Origin of the sequence: Nocardia sp. GP40 (genome assembly GCF_050434125.1) — a bacterium.
GTDB classification, from domain to species: domain Bacteria; phylum Actinomycetota; class Actinomycetes; order Mycobacteriales; family Mycobacteriaceae; genus Nocardia; species Nocardia albiluteola.
Window position 1 is genome coordinate 804,840 of record NZ_JBNPVW010000003.1, and the last position, 15,338, is coordinate 820,177.

Annotated in this window: 11 protein-coding genes; 3 read left to right on the forward strand and 8 right to left on the reverse strand. The window is 69.5% G+C overall.

All coding sequences use genetic code 11. The features are described 5' to 3' along the window. Positions 1 to 67 precede the first annotated feature (67 nt). The 5 genes from ABH933_RS12590 to ABH933_RS12610 form a co-directional block, all read right to left on the reverse strand. Entirely contained in the window at positions 68 to 3,550 is a 3,483-nt protein-coding gene (locus tag ABH933_RS12590; protein ID WP_429417514.1) for an indolepyruvate ferredoxin oxidoreductase family protein, read from the reverse strand. A 534-nt stretch (positions 3,551 to 4,084) separates the two neighbouring features. Beyond that, on the reverse strand, positions 4,085 to 4,576 hold the full coding sequence (locus ABH933_RS12595; RefSeq protein WP_429417517.1) for a gamma-glutamylcyclotransferase family protein: 492 nt from the start codon (positions 4,574 to 4,576) through the stop codon (positions 4,085 to 4,087). Next, positions 4,573 to 4,767, reverse strand: coding sequence for a hypothetical protein (locus tag ABH933_RS12600; RefSeq protein ID WP_429417520.1), 195 nt, complete (start codon positions 4,765 to 4,767; stop codon positions 4,573 to 4,575). The genes ABH933_RS12595 and ABH933_RS12600 overlap by 4 nt, the downstream gene beginning before the upstream one ends. Before the next feature lie 81 nt (positions 4,768 to 4,848). Further along, the gene (locus tag ABH933_RS12605) at positions 4,849 to 5,643 is read right to left on the reverse strand and encodes an MBL fold metallo-hydrolase (protein ID WP_215921867.1); all 795 of its coding nucleotides are present in this window, start codon (positions 5,641 to 5,643) and stop codon (positions 4,849 to 4,851) included. A gap of 93 nt (positions 5,644 to 5,736) precedes the next feature. Then, entirely contained in the window at positions 5,737 to 6,645 is a 909-nt protein-coding gene (locus tag ABH933_RS12610; RefSeq protein WP_429417523.1) for a hydrogen peroxide-inducible genes activator, read from the reverse strand. A gap of 110 nt (positions 6,646 to 6,755) precedes the next feature. Between ABH933_RS12610 and ABH933_RS12615 the strand changes: the two genes are divergently transcribed. Together ABH933_RS12615 and ABH933_RS12620 are read left to right on the forward strand one after the other, a co-directional pair. Further along, complete coding sequence (locus ABH933_RS12615) at positions 6,756 to 7,343, forward strand: peroxiredoxin (protein ID WP_429417526.1); 588 nt, start codon at positions 6,756 to 6,758, stop codon at positions 7,341 to 7,343. A 173-nt stretch (positions 7,344 to 7,516) separates the two neighbouring features. Then, a complete protein-coding gene (locus tag ABH933_RS12620) occupies positions 7,517 to 8,056 on the forward strand; it encodes a carboxymuconolactone decarboxylase family protein (protein WP_429417529.1) in 540 nt (179 codons plus the stop codon). Positions 8,057 to 8,198: 142 nt separating this feature from the next. Here the strand turns inward: ABH933_RS12620 and ABH933_RS12625 are convergent, their stop codons facing one another. From ABH933_RS12625 to ABH933_RS12635, 3 genes are all read right to left on the reverse strand, one after another. Then, on the reverse strand, positions 8,199 to 8,807 hold the full coding sequence (locus ABH933_RS12625) for a DUF5134 domain-containing protein (RefSeq protein WP_429417532.1): 609 nt from the start codon (positions 8,805 to 8,807) through the stop codon (positions 8,199 to 8,201). Between the two features lie 195 nt (positions 8,808 to 9,002). Beyond that, on the reverse strand, positions 9,003 to 10,226 hold the full coding sequence (locus ABH933_RS12630; protein WP_429417535.1) for an aspartate aminotransferase family protein: 1,224 nt from the start codon (positions 10,224 to 10,226) through the stop codon (positions 9,003 to 9,005). A gap of 18 nt (positions 10,227 to 10,244) precedes the next feature. Beyond that, on the reverse strand, positions 10,245 to 10,523 hold the full coding sequence (locus ABH933_RS12635; protein ID WP_429417538.1) for a hypothetical protein: 279 nt from the start codon (positions 10,521 to 10,523) through the stop codon (positions 10,245 to 10,247). Between the two features lie 125 nt (positions 10,524 to 10,648). Here ABH933_RS12635 and hrpA point away from each other — a divergent pair, with 125 nt between their 5' ends. Further along, positions 10,649 to 15,268 (forward strand): ATP-dependent RNA helicase HrpA, encoded by a 4,620-nt coding sequence (gene hrpA, locus ABH933_RS12640; RefSeq protein WP_429417540.1) that lies wholly within the window; start codon positions 10,649 to 10,651, stop codon positions 15,266 to 15,268. Positions 15,269 to 15,338 lie beyond the last annotated feature (70 nt).

Genomic DNA, 15,338 nt, shown 5'->3' on the forward strand with positions numbered 1-15,338 from the left:
GGAGGTTCGGCCCGTGCGCCGGGATGGCGCGGCGACCGGATGCCGCCGCGCCCCGCCCGGCAGCGGATCAGGGAAGCACCGGCGGCTCGATGCCCAACTCTTGCAGCCGGTTTCGGTACAGCTCGACGTTGGCCAGCTTGATGTCCTCGTAGCCGCGGACCATGTCGGGCAGCGAGGCCACCTCGACCGCGCGGTCGTAATCGGAGGACAGCGTGGCGGCCAGCGCCTGCACCATCTCGGTGTAGTGGGTGAGCAGGGCGCGCTCGACCCGCCGCACACGGGCCCGGCCGAACGGATCGAATGCGGTGCCGCGCAGCCGCTTTCCCTTGGCCAGCAGGCGCAGGGCCAGGTGCGAACGGGGACCGAAGCCGATCTTCTCGGTGCGGCCGAGGGCGCGCAGGATCGGCGGATGCAGGCGGTAGGTGAGATTGGCGCCGTCCGGGATGGTGGCGGCGACCTCGTCCAGGAACGCGGGATCGGTCAGGCGGCGAGCCACCTCGTACTCGTCCTTGTAGGCGGTGAACTTGTACAGCCCGCGCGCGACCTGTTCGCTGAATTCGGTGCGGTCGGTCACCCGCTGCTGCGCCTCCCAGATGCGCTGCACCGCACCGACGTACTCGCGCGCCACGCGCGCGCCGCCGAACCCGACCAGCTCGCCCGCCCGCAGCTCGACCAGGCGACGGGTCTCCCCCGTCGCGGTCAGGCCGTCGAGCAGGTCCGCCGGAATCCGCTCCGCGGGACGCGCGCCGGCTGTGGCGGCGGTGGCAGCCGCGAACTCCTCGGGCCGCGCCACCGCGGCCCGGCCCCACCGGAACGCGGCGATATTGGCCGCGACGGCGACGCCGTTGATCTCGATGGCCTCCTCGATCGCGGCGGCGGGCAGCCGCAGCCCGCCGACCTGATAGGCGGCGCCGACCAGCAGGAAGTTGGCGGCGGCGGTATTGCCGAAGAGCGTCTCGGCGGCGGCCAGCGCATCGAAGGACGACACCGTCCGCGACACCCCGGCCAGGCGGGAAAGCAGCAGCTCGGTCTCCGGGTACTGCACCGACTTGTCGTACACCATGGCGCCGGTCGGCGTCTTGCTCGTCGAGGCCACCGCGATGGTCGATTCGGCCGAGCCGTACGCCAGATTCTTGGCATCGGCCGCGGCCAGCAGGTCGAAGGCGAGAATGCAGTCCGCGGTCCCGGGCGTGAGCCGGTTCGAGGGCTCCACCGTGCCGGCCGCGAACCGCAGATGGGACACCACGGGTCCGGCCTTCTGGCTCATGCCGATCTGATCCAGCCCCGCGACGTCGTATCCCGCTCGCAGAGCCGCGGTCTCGAGCACCTGATTGACCGTCACGATGCCGGTACCACCGATCCCCGCCAGGAACACATTCTGCGTGGCGAGCGGCGCGCCGAAATCGACATCGGGCAGCGACGGAGGCTCGGGACGAGTCCGCTTGCGCGGCAGGGACTTCCCCGCGCCCGTGCCGGGTTCGGGCAGTTCCACCGTAACGAAGGACGGGCAATCACCCTTCAGGCAGCTGTAATCGGTGTTGCAGGAGGTCTGATCGATCCGGGTCTTGCGGCCGAACTCGGTGTCCACCGGCTGCACCGACAGGCAGTTGCTCTGCACGCCGCAGTCCCCACAGCCCTCGCACACCGCCTCGTTGATCACCACCCGGGTGCGCCGCGTCGGCAGTTCGCCGCGCTTGCGCTTGCGGCGCGCGTCGGCGGCGCAGTGCTGGTCGTAGATCAGCACCGTCACCCCGGGAATATCGCGCAGCATCCGCTGCGCCTCGTCGAGCCGATCCCGGTGCCACAGCAGCGTTCCCGCCGCGAGATCCCGGGTGCGGTACTTCTTGGGCTCGTCGGCGCACACGATGATCTGCCGCACGCCCTCGGTGGTCAGCTTGTGCGTCAGGCGCGGCACCGCCAGCGCGCCCTCGGCGTCCTGGGCGCCGGTCATCGCGACGACGTCGTTGTAGAGCAGCTTGTAGGTGATGTTCACCCCCGCCGCGATGCAGGCCTGCACGGCCAGCTGGCCGGAGTGGAAAAACGTTCCGTCGCCGATGTTCTGGAACAGGTGCGGCACCTCGGTGAACGGCGCCAGCCCGATCCACTGCGCGCCCTCGCCGCCCATCTGGGTCAGCCCCATGACGGCACTGTCGGTGCGCCCGGACATGGTGACCAGTGTGTGACAACCGATTCCGCCGCCGGCCAGCGAGCCCTCGGGGACCGCGGTGGACCGGTTGTGCGGGCATCCGCTGCAGAAGTAGGCCGCGCGGGCGGCGGGCAGCACCGAGAGCGACAGCGGTTGCGGCAGGGGCCGTTTCAGCTCGAGGTGATCCCGCAGGACCCGGCGCAGCGGCGCCAGGATGCGGCCGGTCGTCAGCTCCCCGTCGCTCGGGAACAGCGGGCGCGCGTCCGCGTCGCGTTTGCCGAGAATTGCCGGGGCGCCGTTCATTCCGTAGAGGATGTCCCGAATCTGGTTCTCCAGGAAGGAGGTCTTGTCCTCGACCACGATGACCCGGGACAGTCCGGCGGCGAATTCCCGGACCCGCTCCGGCGCGATCGGGTACGGCATCCCGATGCGCAGCAGCCGCACGCCCGCGCGCTCGAGCACCGCGTCGTCGGCGCCGAGATCGGTGAGCGCCTGCCGCACCGCATCGAATGTGGTTCCGGTGGCCGCGATTCCGATCTCGGCTCGATCCGGATTCACCTCGATGACATCCAGCGAGTTCAGCGTGCTGTACGCCTGCACCATCGCCCAGCGCGGACCGTACAGGTCGGCCTCGGCCAGCACGCTGTCCGCCGGTGCGGCCATCGGGCGCTGCCGATAGACGAACGGCCGCCCCTCCCAGGTGATTTCGGGCAGCGCGATCTCGAGCTCGCCGACCGAGCCGTCGACGGTCCAGGCGCCGTCGGCCACATCGGCGACGATCTTCAGCGCCACCGGGCAGCCGGAGACCCGCGACAGGGCCACCCCGTGCAGGCCCATCGTGATGATCTCGCGGGCATTGCGCGGAAACAGCACCGGAATGTTCATCGCCGCCAGGGACCGCTCCGACACCGCGGGCACCGTCGAGGATTTGGCCGCGGGGTCGTCGCCCACCAGCAGCAGCACCCCGCCGCGCGGATTCACCCCGTACATCGTGGCGTGGCGCAGCGCGTCGGTGGCGCGGTCCAGGCCCGGGCCCTTGCCGTACCAGACTCCGACGACGCCGTCGTGCGTCATGCGCGCGCCGTCCGGATCGGCCTGGCTGCCCCACACCGAGGTGGCCGCCAGCTCCTCGTTCACACCGGGCACGAAGTGGATGTCGTGCTCGGCGAGCGTCTCGGGCATCCCGGCGAGCATCCGATCCACCCCGCCCAGCGGCGAGCCCTGATACCCGGAGACGAAGGTGCCGATACGCCGTCCCGCGCGCAGGTCGCGCACGTGCTGTTCGACCAGCTGGCGGGCGATCGCCTGCACTCCGGTCAGGACAACGGTTCCAGCGCCGACGCGGTAGCGGTCGGCGAGGTCGTACGGTGCTGGGATCAGGTCGCGGTCGGCGAGCTCCGTCATCAGTTCCACCCGTCCGGGCGGCACCGATCAGCGCCGCCCTAGATTGAGCATTCGTCGCGGACATCCTGTCTCCGCGACGCGAAATGAACAACCGATGTAGGAAAAATTAAGCACTCTGCGCAATTTTGCAGGTGCTGGATGGGCACCGATTATGCAGGGTGCGACCTCGAATGTGACGGCGGACACGCCGATACCGCGGGCTCGGAACGTCCCGTATCGGCGCGTGGGACCCAACCGCCCCGCACGCCCTGCGCGCCTGCGGGCGGGCCGGTGAACGCATCCTGGGATTGCGGGCGCCGGAGCGCCCCGGCTTCATTGCCCCGGAACCCGGGATACCGCGTCGGATCGGCGAACGGATTCACGCCGGCACAAAGGTTCCCAGCTCGGGCGGGGCGTCGAAATCGTTCGGAATTGTCAGCTGCTGACCGAATGCGCCTGCGCCGGTGTCGAACCGCGGTGCGCAACGAACGCTCGCGCCGTCCCGGAACTCCGACCGGACGCGATGAAGCGTGGGCGAACCGGCCTCGTCCGGCTTTACTCCTGCTCGGCGCGCCAGCGGGCACACAGGGCGGTGTACCCCGGCAGCTGGTCGGCGGCGAATACCTCGGGCAGCCAGTCCGCCTCGGAGACCACGGCCGTCCACACGAAGGACGGCACCAGCTCCTCCCGCCCCACCAGCTGGATCGAGCGGACCCCGTACTCCTCGTCCTCGAAGGCGTCGATGATCGCCCATTCCGCGGGGGTCAGCCCGCGCAGCAGCAGTCCGCCGGCCATGCGGCCCGGCTCGGCGACCAGACCGGGGTAGACACGCTGCGGCAGCACCGCCACCCGGCGGTCGCGCGCGACGGCGAATTCGGTGTCGGGCAGCCGTCCAAGTAGCGCCTCGAGGACCGGGCCGAATTGCAGAGTGCCGTAGACGAACAGCTCGTCGGCCCGCTGCGGCAGCGAACTCAGCCGCCCGGTGAATACGGGCACGGCGGCATCCGGGCGCGCTCCGGAGGAGCGGCGCGCGGTGCCACCTGTCACGCGAGCCCTCGTTCGACCCGCCCGTCGGGCAGGACGCGGTAGACGGCCCGGAAGTGCGTGCCGGTCGCGGGTTCGCCGAAGGTTTGCGGTGTGGACTCTCCGAGCGCGGTCAAGGCCGCGACGATCCGTTCGATCTGGTCGGGGCGCGCGACCGGCACGGCGGAATCGAGCTGGGGCGCATTACGTGTCATGTAACCATGGTGCCCTATTACGGCCCGAATGGCCGGAAATTGGTGACCGTGAAGTGACTCACGCTCCGGATTCGCCGCCCCTCAACCGGCCGGACGCACCGTCGAACCCGCTAATTGCTTGAAAGCACGCGCATCGTGGGAGGCGAAAATCGTGATGTCCTTGCCGTGTTCACGATTCAACTCCAGCAGCCGCCGCCGGTTCTCGCGGTAGGGCATCCCGGCGATCGATCCCAGCTCGTACAGGCGCCAGATGAACGGGGTATGCGGTTGTACCGGGTCGATTTCGGTACCGGTGTAGAACGCGTCCCCGGCGTGCAGCAGCCACCCCTTCCCGGTGTCCACCGCCACCCCGGCATGCCCGCGGGTGTGGCCGTGCAGTGGCACCACAAGGATTTCCGGCGGGAGGCCGGGCAGGTCGCGGACCGCGCGGAAGCCGAACCACTCCTCGCCGCCGTCGATTTCGTTCACCATCCAGCGCGGGCCGTGCGCCCACTGCTGTGCCCGGTAGCGCATCCGCTCCGACATGGTGCGCCCGGCCGTGGCCGCGCGGAATTCGGGGCCGTGCACGTGCACGGTCGCGTCCGGGAAATCCGAGAGTCCGCCCGCATGATCGAGATCGAGGTGCGTCAGCACGATGTGGCGCACATCCGCCGGGTCGAATCCCAGGCCCTGGATCTGGCGCAGGGCCGTTTCGTGCTCGGCGAGCTCTGCGCCCAGCATGAACCGGCTGGGCCCGACGAGCCTGCGGGGGTCGCGCACGCACCCCAGGCCGAACCCCGTGTCCACCAGGACCAATCCCGCACCGGTCTCGACGAGCAGGCAGTGGGCGACCGTCCCCCGTGCCATGCTGCCGCAATTGAGATGATGAATCCGCACGCCGTGAGCGTCCCAGACGCATTCGAACCGGTCAATTGCGCACGTCGGAGGCGCAACCGATCACAGGTGCGCGGCGCGGCGCGCCCCCATCCGTCAGACGGGCCGCTGCGCGCGAATGACATCGGCCAGGTGCTCGTAATCCTCGGTGCGCGCGGTCGACGCCCGGAAGGCCAGCCCCAGCGTCCGTCCCGGGGCCGGTGCGGCGAACCGGGCGATCTCCAGCGTGCCTCGCGAGGTTTCGGCCGCCACCGCCATCTGCGGTATCAGCGTCACACCCAGCCCGCCCGCGACGCACTGCACCACGGTCGCGAGCGAGGCCGCACGGGTGTCGCCGGCCTGGCCGGGCCGCACCTCCTGGGCGCGGCACACGTCCAGGCTCTGGTCGCGCAGGCAGTGTCCCTCGTCGAGCAGCAGCAGGGGCAGCGCCTCCAGCGCGGCCAGGGAAAGGTCGGTCCGCCCGGCCAATTCGTGCCCGGGCGGCGTTACCACAACGAATTCCTCACTGTAAAGGGGGATTTCGATCAGCCCCGTGGTCTCGGTGGGCAGCGCGAGCAGCGCGACGTCCACGAGGCCGTTGCGCAGCCCGTCCAGCAGGCGCGCGGTCTGGTCCTCGATCACATGCGGCACCATGGCCGGAAATCGCCGCCGCAGCTCGGGCAGCAGCGTCGGCAGCACATACGGAGCAACCGTCGGGATGATGCCCAGACGCAGCGAACCGCCGAGCCCGTCACCGACCGCGCTGGCCATGAAGCGGTCGGCCGCCTCGAGCGTCGCCATCGCCTGAGGGAGCAGCCGCTTGCCCGCCGCGGTAACGAGCACCCGGCGCGTGCTGCGCTCGATCAGCTGCAGCCCGAGTCCGTTTTCCAGCGATGCCAGCGCCTGCGATAACGTGGGTTGGCTCACGTTCAATCGCGCGGCCGCACTGCCGAAATGGCGGTACTCCGCGATCGCCGCGAACGCACGCAGCTGTGACAGGGTGGGCTGATAAGTCTGATCAGTCACGCCTATCAGTATAGGTGCACTGATCAGTTTTACCTTTCACCGATTTCCGGGCACCATCTCAGCGAACACTTCGAACGGCAATCCCGACAACGAAGCAAGAAGGAGACCCCATGGCTTTGCTGACCATCGGCGACCAGTTCCCGGCGTACAACCTCACCGCGGTGATCGGCGGTGACCTCTCCCAGGTCGACGCGAAGCAGCCCGACGACTACTTCACCCAGGTCAGCAGCGACGACTACGTGGGCAAGTGGCGGATCGTGTTCTTCTGGCCCAAGGACTTCACATTCGTGTGCCCGACCGAGATCGCCGCGTTCGGCAAGCTGAACGACGAATTCGCCGATCGCGACGCGCAGGTACTCGGCGCCTCGGTCGACAACGAGTTCGTGCACTTCCAGTGGCGCGCCCAGCACGAGGACCTGAAAACCCTTCCCTTCCCGATGCTCTCGGACCTCAAGCGCGAACTGGCCACGGCCACGGGTGTTCTCAACGCCGACGGCGTCGCGGACCGCGCCACCTTCATCGTGGATCCGAACAACGAGATCCAATTCGTCTCCGTCACCGCGGGTTCGGTGGGCCGCAACGTGGACGAGGTGCTGCGCGTGCTCGACGCGCTGCAATCCGACGAGCTGTGCGCGTGCAACTGGAAGAAGGGCGACCCCACCATCAAGGCGGGCGACCTCATGACCGCCAGCGTCTGACCCTGTAAGGAATTGTGAAGTGACCGAGCGAAGCGAGGGAACCATCAACACAGCACCTCCGGTCACTGCGGAGCCGAGCGCCAGCGAGGTGGAGCAGTGACCGAGCGAAGCGAGGGAACCATCAACACAGCACCCCCGGTCACGGCGGAGCCGAGCGCCAGCGAGGTGGAGTCGTGACCGTTGAGAATCTGAAGAACTCGCTCCCCGAATACGCCAAGGACCTCAAGCTCAACCTGTCGTCCGTGGCGCGTTCGACCGTGCTGACACCGCAGCAGCTGTGGGGCACCCTGCTGGCGTCCGCCGCGGCCACCCGCTCCGCGACCACGCTGCGCGAGATCGCCGGCGAGGCCGCCGGCGTGCTGTCCGCGGAGGCATACGATGCGGCCCTGGGCGCCGCCTCGATCATGGGCATGAACAACGTGTTCTATCGGGGCAAGGCGTTTCTCGGCGGCCGCTACGACGATCTGCGCGCCGGGCTCCGGATGAACATCATCGGCAATCCGGGGGTGGACAAGGCCGATTTCGAGCTGTGGTCGTTCGCGGTGTCCTCGATCAACGGCTGCCAGCACTGCCTCGAAGCGCATGAGCACACGCTGCGCGAGGCGGGCGTCTCACGCGAGGTGATCTTCGAGGCGCTGCGCGTGGCGGCCATCGTCGCGGGCGTCGGCCAGGCGGTGCAGTCCACCGAGGCGCTCGCCGCTGTCGACGCCTGACAGGCATTCTCGCCGAGCCGAACGACGTACGGCCGTGCCCTCGAGCTATTCGGGGCACGGCCGCACTGCTGTTCAAGCGGCGGCGCCGTACCGCGGATCTCGGTGGCCGCCGGATGACGGCACCACCTGAAGACGGTCGCCGCTAGCCCGTTGCCGTGGCGACGAGCATGTAGGCCGTCCCGAGATCCATCACGACGTGTGGAATCACCGTCGTCCGCCCGTACGCATGCCCGAGGGCGTGGCGCAGCAGCGATGTCGGTCCGGGCACGAACATCAGGGCCGCGTCGGCGACGAACAGAGCCGCCAGCAGCGCCATCGGGATCGAATGTCCACCGCGCGACATCTCCATGCCCGGCCCATGTGTCGCCCACAGCATCGCCCCGGCCGCCGCCAGGTGATACCCGAACGCGACCACCCGGCCCGACCGGATCGCCCGATCACCGTGACGGAACTCGTGCAGCCGGGCCGCCAGCACCGCCGAGTACGCCACCAGCATCGCCACCAGCACGCCTCGCAGCGCCTGTGGGGCGGCGGCCATCGGGAAGATCAGCATCGCGAGCATGACCAGGCACATCAGCAGATGCGCGGCGTCCGATTCGGGGTCGGCATCCGCCCGGCCGCGCGCGATCGCCACTCCCCTGGCCCCCTGGGTGACCGGAGCGAAGCGCGCGACCACGATCAGGGCGGTGAGCACGAACCCGGCGACGACACCCCAGCGCAGCACCGCGTATTCCTGCACGAATCCGCCCACACCCCACCACCTTCCGCCGCGTTCCTCGGCCCTTCCATGATCGCATCGCAGGAGGGGCAGGGCACCGATTCACCCGGTTCGGGGCAGTGAAAGGGCTACAGAACGGCCGTTCCGGACGACACCGGAGACAACCGCGGCGTTGGGCCGCCCGAGGTGCAGCGTCGGGCGACCGGACAACGAGGCAGGGTGCGGCGTTCAGCCCAGGGCGCGGCCGATGGCGGCGGCCAGCTCGGCCACCTGCTGTTCGGTGATGACGAACGTCGGGGAGATCTGTAGCGCGCCCTGACCGGCCGCGCGGCCCGAAACACCCTGCGCGCGCAGTGCCTTCACCATCGCCGGGCCCTCGGACGGATCGGCCAGCTGCACCGCCGCGACGGCGCCCAGTCCGCTGCGTACCTCGGACACCCGTGGATGCGAGGCCAACGGCGAGAGATGCTCGTGCAGTAGGGATTCCAGGTTCTTGCTGGCGTCGATCAGGTTCTCGCGCTCGATGATGTCGAGGTTGGCCATCGCCGCCGCGGCCGCGCCCGCATGACCGCCGTAGGTGTAACCATGCCGGAACCAGACGCCGCCGGAGAAGAACGGCTCGGCCACCCGGGGCGCCGCGAACAACGCGCCCATCGGCACGTATCCGGAGGTCAGGCCCTTCGCGGTGGTCATGAGATCGGGTTCGAGGCCGAATCGGGTGGAGGCGAACCAGGATCCGCCGATGCGCCCGAACCCGGTGACGACCTCGTCGGCGACGAAGAGAATGTCGTGCTCACGGCAGATCCGCCGCACCTCGGCCAGGTAGCCCTCCGGCGGCAGATACACCCCGCCCGCACCGATGATCGGCTCGCAGAAGAACGCCGCGATCCGCTCCGCGCCGACCTCCTCGATCAGTGCCGTGAGCGCCTTGGCCTCGTCCCATTCAATCGTGCGGGCGTCGGGCACCAGTTCCCCGTAACCCTCCCGGTTCGGCGGTAGACCACCCAGTGCCGTTCCGGCGAAATGCATTCCGTGATACGCCAGCCGCCGCCCCACGATGAGGGTCTTACCGGGCTTGCCCATCTCGTGCCAATACCGGCGGGCCAGCTTGGCGGCGGTGTCGACCGAATCCGAGCCGCCGGAGGTGAACAGGATCTTGCTGCCCGGCACCGGCGCGATATCGGCCAGCCGCTGCGCGAGATCCTGCGTCACGGGCGCGGCCAGATCGCCGAAGTTGGAATAGTGCGCCAGTGTGGACAGCTGCGTGGCCACCGCATCGGCAATCTCACGGCGACCATGACCGACATTGGTGAACCACAGCCCGGCCGTGGCATCGAGGTACCGGGTGCCCTCCCGATCCCAAATGTAGGCGCCCTCACCGCGTGCGACCGCGAACGCGCCATCGCGCTCCACGGCGCCCATATCGGCGAAACCATGCCACAGCGATCCCATAATCGAGGCTCCTCTCCACTACGCTCGGCGCGCCGCCAGCCTACCTGCGAGTAGAACGGCCGCCGCGAGCAGTGCGAAGACCACCGCGAGGATCACCAGGCTGTACCCCCCCGAACACCGCAACACCACCACACCGAGGATGTTCGACTCGATCGTGAAGTAGCTCAGATAGTTGGCGAGCGAGAAGGCCGCACCGTTGCTCCGGAACGGAATCCATACCAGCGCAACGAGTCCCAGCACCCCGAAGGCGAACCGCGCGATACGTGCCCAGATGGGCGCCCCTGCCTCGCCGACCATGATCCGATCATGGCACGGCGGTCCGTCGCCAACGCCCTACCACACGGAAGGCAACCGCATGGCTACCTCGGACAGCACCCGCGATGCCCGGTCGGGGGCCCAGCTTCGCTAGGATTGTCGGCGCAATGACCAGGACCGCCACCACAGCTCGTGAGCTCCGCACACGCCTGGCCGAACTCTCGATCCGCGACGAATACCGGTTACGTCGGCGGCTGGACAAGGCCCGCGGCGGCGATCTGGGCAACCTCGAGACCGAGATCGCCGCGGCCGAACGCCGCATCGCCGCCCGTCGGGCCGCCGTGCCCGCGATCGTCTATCCCGAGCAGCTGCCGGTCTCCGCGCGCCGGGAGGATATCGCCGCGGCCATCGCTGCCAACCAGGTCGTCGTCATCGCCGGTGAGACCGGGTCGGGCAAGACCACGCAGATCCCGAAGATCTGCCTGGAACTCGGTCGCGGCATCCGCGGCACGATCGGCCACACCCAGCCGCGGCGCCTCGCGGCCCGCACCGTCGCCGAGCGCATCGCCGAGGAACTGGGGACCGAGCTGGGCGATGTGGTCGGGTACACCGTCCGCTTCACCGACCAGGCCTCGGACCGGACGCTGATCAAGCTGATGACCGACGGCATCCTGCTCGCCGAGATCCAGCGCGACCGGATGCTGCGCCGCTACGACACGATCATCATCGACGAGGCGCACGAGCGCAGCCTCAATATCGACTTCCTGCTGGGATACCTCAAGCAGCTGCTGCCCCGGCGGCCGGACCTCAAGGTGATCATCACCTCCGCGACCATCGATCCGGAGCTGTTCGCGCGGCACTTCGGGAGCACGCCGGACACCGCCCCGGCACCAAGCGGTTCCGGGCGCTCCGAACCCGGCATCGGCGAGAACTCCTCCCCGCGAAGCGAATCGGCTCTCCGGCCGGAGTCGGACGAAAAGGGTGCCGAACCCGAAACCGCCGCGGGCGAGTCCGGTGGGACGCAGACCGAACCGAGGTCGGACGCGGGCAATGCGGCGCCCATCGTGGAGGTCTCGGGCCGGTCGTATCCGGTCGAGGTGCGGTATCGCCCACTGTCGCTGGAGATTCCGGTGACCTCCCAGGATCCGGACGACGAGGACACCGAGATCGTCGACCGCGATCCGACCGATGCGATCGGCGACGCGGTACGCGAGCTGCTCGCCGAGGGAGACGGAGACATCCTGGTCTTCCTGTCCGGCGAGCGCGAGATCCGCGACACCGCCGACTCCCTGCGCGATATGCGGTTGCCGCGCACCGAGATTCTGCCGCTCTACGCGAGACTGTCTGCGGCCGAACAGCATCGGGTATTCGAGCCACACACCGGCAGGCGCGTCGTACTGGCGACCAACGTCGCCGAGACCTCGCTCACGGTGCCCGGCATCCGCTATGTGATCGACCCCGGCACGGCTCGTATTTCGCGCTATTCCATGCGCACGAAGGTGCAGCGGCTGCCGATCGAGCCGATCTCCCAGGCCTCCGCGCGGCAGCGGTCCGGGCGCTGCGGGCGCGTGGCGGACGGCATCGCCATCCGGCTGTACAGCGAGGACGACTTCGACGCCCGGCCCCAGTTCACCGAGCCGGAGATCCTGCGCACCAACCTGGCCGCGGTCATCCTGCAGATGACAGCCCTCGGGCTGGGCGATATCGAGGGCTTCCCATTCGTGGAGCCGCCCGACGGCCGCGCCATCCGCGACGGCATCGCGCTGCTCGAGGAGCTGGGAGCGCTGGCCCGGCGCGACGATGCCCCGCGGCGCGGAGCGGAGCCCGGGGATCTGATGCTGACCCCGATCGGCCGGGAAATGGCGCAGATCCCGGTCGATCCCCGGATGGCCCGCATGCTGGTCGAGGCCCAGCGCGGCGGCTGCCTGCCCGAGGTGCTGGTCGTCGTCGCGGCCCTGTCGATTCAGGATGTGCGCGAGCGCCCGGTCGAGCATCAGCAGGCCGCGGACACCAAGCACGCCCGGTTCACCGTCGAGGGCTCGGACTTCCTGGCCTACCTGCGCCTCTGGGACTACCTGCGCGAGCAGCGAAGGTCCCTGTCCTCCAACCAGTTCCGGCGCATGTGCCGCGACGAGTTCCTGCACTACCTGCGCATCCGCGAATGGCAGGACCTGCACGGCCAGCTCCGCACCATCACCCGGGGTCTGGGCTGGCATCCGGATGGGGACCGCGAGGAGTCCGGCGATGCGGCAGTAACTTCCGAGGCCCAGGCCGAGCGCGGTGGAAATCGCGGCGGCAGTGACGGGCGGGGAAGCCCTGCGGGATCCCGGCGCAACCGTGGATCGGCGCACGGCAACGGCGAATCCGATCGCGGTAGCGGAGAGCCGGTGCGCAGCGGCCGAACCGGGCGCGACACCGGAAATTCTCGCGGCGGCGGCGAAACCGACCGTGCCGAGCGCGAATCCGGACGTACCGGTTCCCGAGCCGGGGACCACGTGAATACCGGAAGCAACAGGAGAACTTCCGAGCGGAACGCCGAATCCGACCGCCGGGCCGGCGAATCCGGACGAAACAGCGCCGGACATGGCGACCAGGGCTCGGGAGGATACAGCGACGCTGGACGCACCGGCGGGGGATCCGCCCGGGCGGGCGATCCGAAGCGGACCGGGCGTGCAGCCATTCTCATGGTGGATTCCGAGTCCGAGTCGCTCCCTTGGGATGTCACGTCCATCCATCAGGCACTGCTGGCCGGGATGCTGTCGCACATCGGCGTGCGCGAGGCCGAGACGCGGGAGTTCCTGGGGGCGCGCAACGCCAAGTTCATGATCTTCCCCGGGTCCTCGCTGGCGAAGAAGCCGCCGCGCTGGGTCATGGCGGCGGAGTTGGTCGAGACCTCGCGGTTGTGGGGGCGCACCGCGGCGCGGATCGAGCCGGAATGGGCCGAGCGGCTGGCCGGGGATCTGGTCAAACGCACGTATTCCGAACCGCATTGGTCGATCAAGCGGGGCGCGGCCGCGGCCTACGAGCGGGTCACGCTGTACGGGATTCCGCTCGTCACCCAGCGGCGCGTCGACTTCGGGCGGATCGATCCAGAGCTCTCGCGAGAACTGTTCATCCGGCACGCGCTGGTGCAGGGCGAATGGCAGACGCGGCACGATTTCTTCGCGCGCAACCGCGAATTGCTGGAGGACGTGGCCGATCTGGAACACCGGGCCCGGCGTCGCGACATTCTGGTCGACGACGAGGTGCTGTTCGAGTTCTACGACCGGCGTATTCCCGCCGACATCGTCTCGGTCCGGCATTTCGACAGTTGGTGGCGCAAGGCGCAGCGCACCGATCCGAGCCTGCTGGACTTCACCGCCTCGACGGTGGTGAACGAGGATGCGGCCGTGCTGGATCCGGCCGCGTACCCGGACAGCTGGCGCCAGGGTGAGCTGAGTTTCCCACTCACCTACCAATTCGAGCCCGGGCAGGACGATGACGGCGTCACCGCGCATATTCCGGTCGCCCAGCTGGCCCACGTGCGGGCGGTCGGCTTCGACTGGCTGGTGCCGGGCATGCGGGAGGAACTGGCCGCCGCGCTGATCAAGACGCTGCCGAAGCATCTTCGCCGCGTGGTGGTTCCGGCGCCGGACTACGGGCGCGCGGCGCTGGCGCGGCTGACCCCGCGCGCCGAACCCCTGCGTACCGGACTGGCCCGGGAGCTGTCCCAGCTCGGTTCGGTCACCATCCGGCCCGCCGATCTGGATCCCGCGGCGCTGCCCGACCATCTCCGGATGACCTTCGCCGCGACGACACCCGACGGCACGATCGTCGATCGCGGCAAGGATCTGGCCGGGCTGAAATCCCGTCTGGCCGACCAGGTCTCGAAGTCGGTGTCCCGTGCGACCGCGGCCGCCGAGCGACCGCCCGCCGCGGTGTGGACCTCGGAATCGCTGGGCGCCCTGCCGGCCACGGTGCGCCGGGAGGTCGGCGGGCAGACCATCACCGGCTATCCGGCGCTGGTGCCCGAGGGGGAGGGCGTGGCCGTCCGGGTGCTGCCCTCCCCCGCCGCGCAGGCCGCCGCGATGCGCACCGGAACCCGTGTGCTGCTGCTGAATCAGCTGCCCTCCTCGGTGCGTACCGCCACCGCGGGCCTGCGGCCCGCCGATCGGCTTGCCCTGAGCCAGAATCCGTCCGGCTCGCTCGAGGCGTTGATCGAGGACTGCCGCGCCTGCGCGGTCGATGAGCTGATCGCCGAATTCGGTGGCCCGGTCCGCGATCCGGGTGAGTTCGCCGCCTTGCTGGATCGGATTCGCCCCCGGTTCGGCGCCGCCGTGGCGGAGGTGGTGAAGCTGATCGTCCCCGTGCTGGCACAGGCACATCGGGTGCGCGCGGAGCTGACCGGCGTGGCCGACCGGGAGATTGCCGACGATGTCCGGCAACAACTCGACGAACTCGTATTCGCGGGATTCGCCACGGAATTCGGCACGGCCCGGCTGCGGGAGCTGCCCCGGTATCTGCAGGCCGCCGCGCTGCGCCTGGAGGCACTACCGGCCTCGGCGCCCCGCGATCACCAGGGCATGGCCGAGCTCGACCGCGTCCACGCCGCCTACCAGCGGCTGCTCGAGTCCCTGCCCGAGGCTCGTCGCACCGGCCGCGACATCACCGAAATCTGGTGGATGATCGAGGAACTCCGCGTCAGCCTCTTCGCCCAGCAGCTCGGCACGCCGTACCCGGTGTCCGCCAAGCGAATCGAACGCACGATCACGGCGGTCCGCACGGCGCCCGCGCGCCCGTCCCGCTGAGCGCGCGATACGCGGACCTCGCCTGCGACATCGTCGCCACGCTCGGCTCACCTCCGGTCTGCGATACCCC

Excerpts from the sequence above, each read along its gene's own strand:
- ABH933_RS12630 (WP_429417535.1), bottom strand. The coding sequence starts at position 10,226 with ATGGGATCGCTGTGGCATGGTTTCGCCGATATGGGCGCCGTGGAGCGC.
- ABH933_RS12600 (WP_429417520.1), bottom strand. The coding sequence starts at position 4,767 with ATGACACGTAATGCGCCCCAGCTCGATTCCGCCGTGCCGGTCGCGCGC.
- ABH933_RS12635 (WP_429417538.1), bottom strand. The coding sequence starts at position 10,523 with ATGGTCGGCGAGGCAGGGGCGCCCATCTGGGCACGTATCGCGCGGTTC.
- ABH933_RS12615 (WP_429417526.1), top strand. The coding sequence starts at position 6,756 with ATGGCTTTGCTGACCATCGGCGACCAGTTCCCGGCGTACAACCTCACC.
- hrpA (WP_429417540.1), top strand. The coding sequence starts at position 10,649 with ATGACCAGGACCGCCACCACAGCTCGTGAGCTCCGCACACGCCTGGCC.
- ABH933_RS12590 (WP_429417514.1), bottom strand. The coding sequence starts at position 3,550 with ATGACGGAGCTCGCCGACCGCGACCTGATCCCAGCACCGTACGACCTC.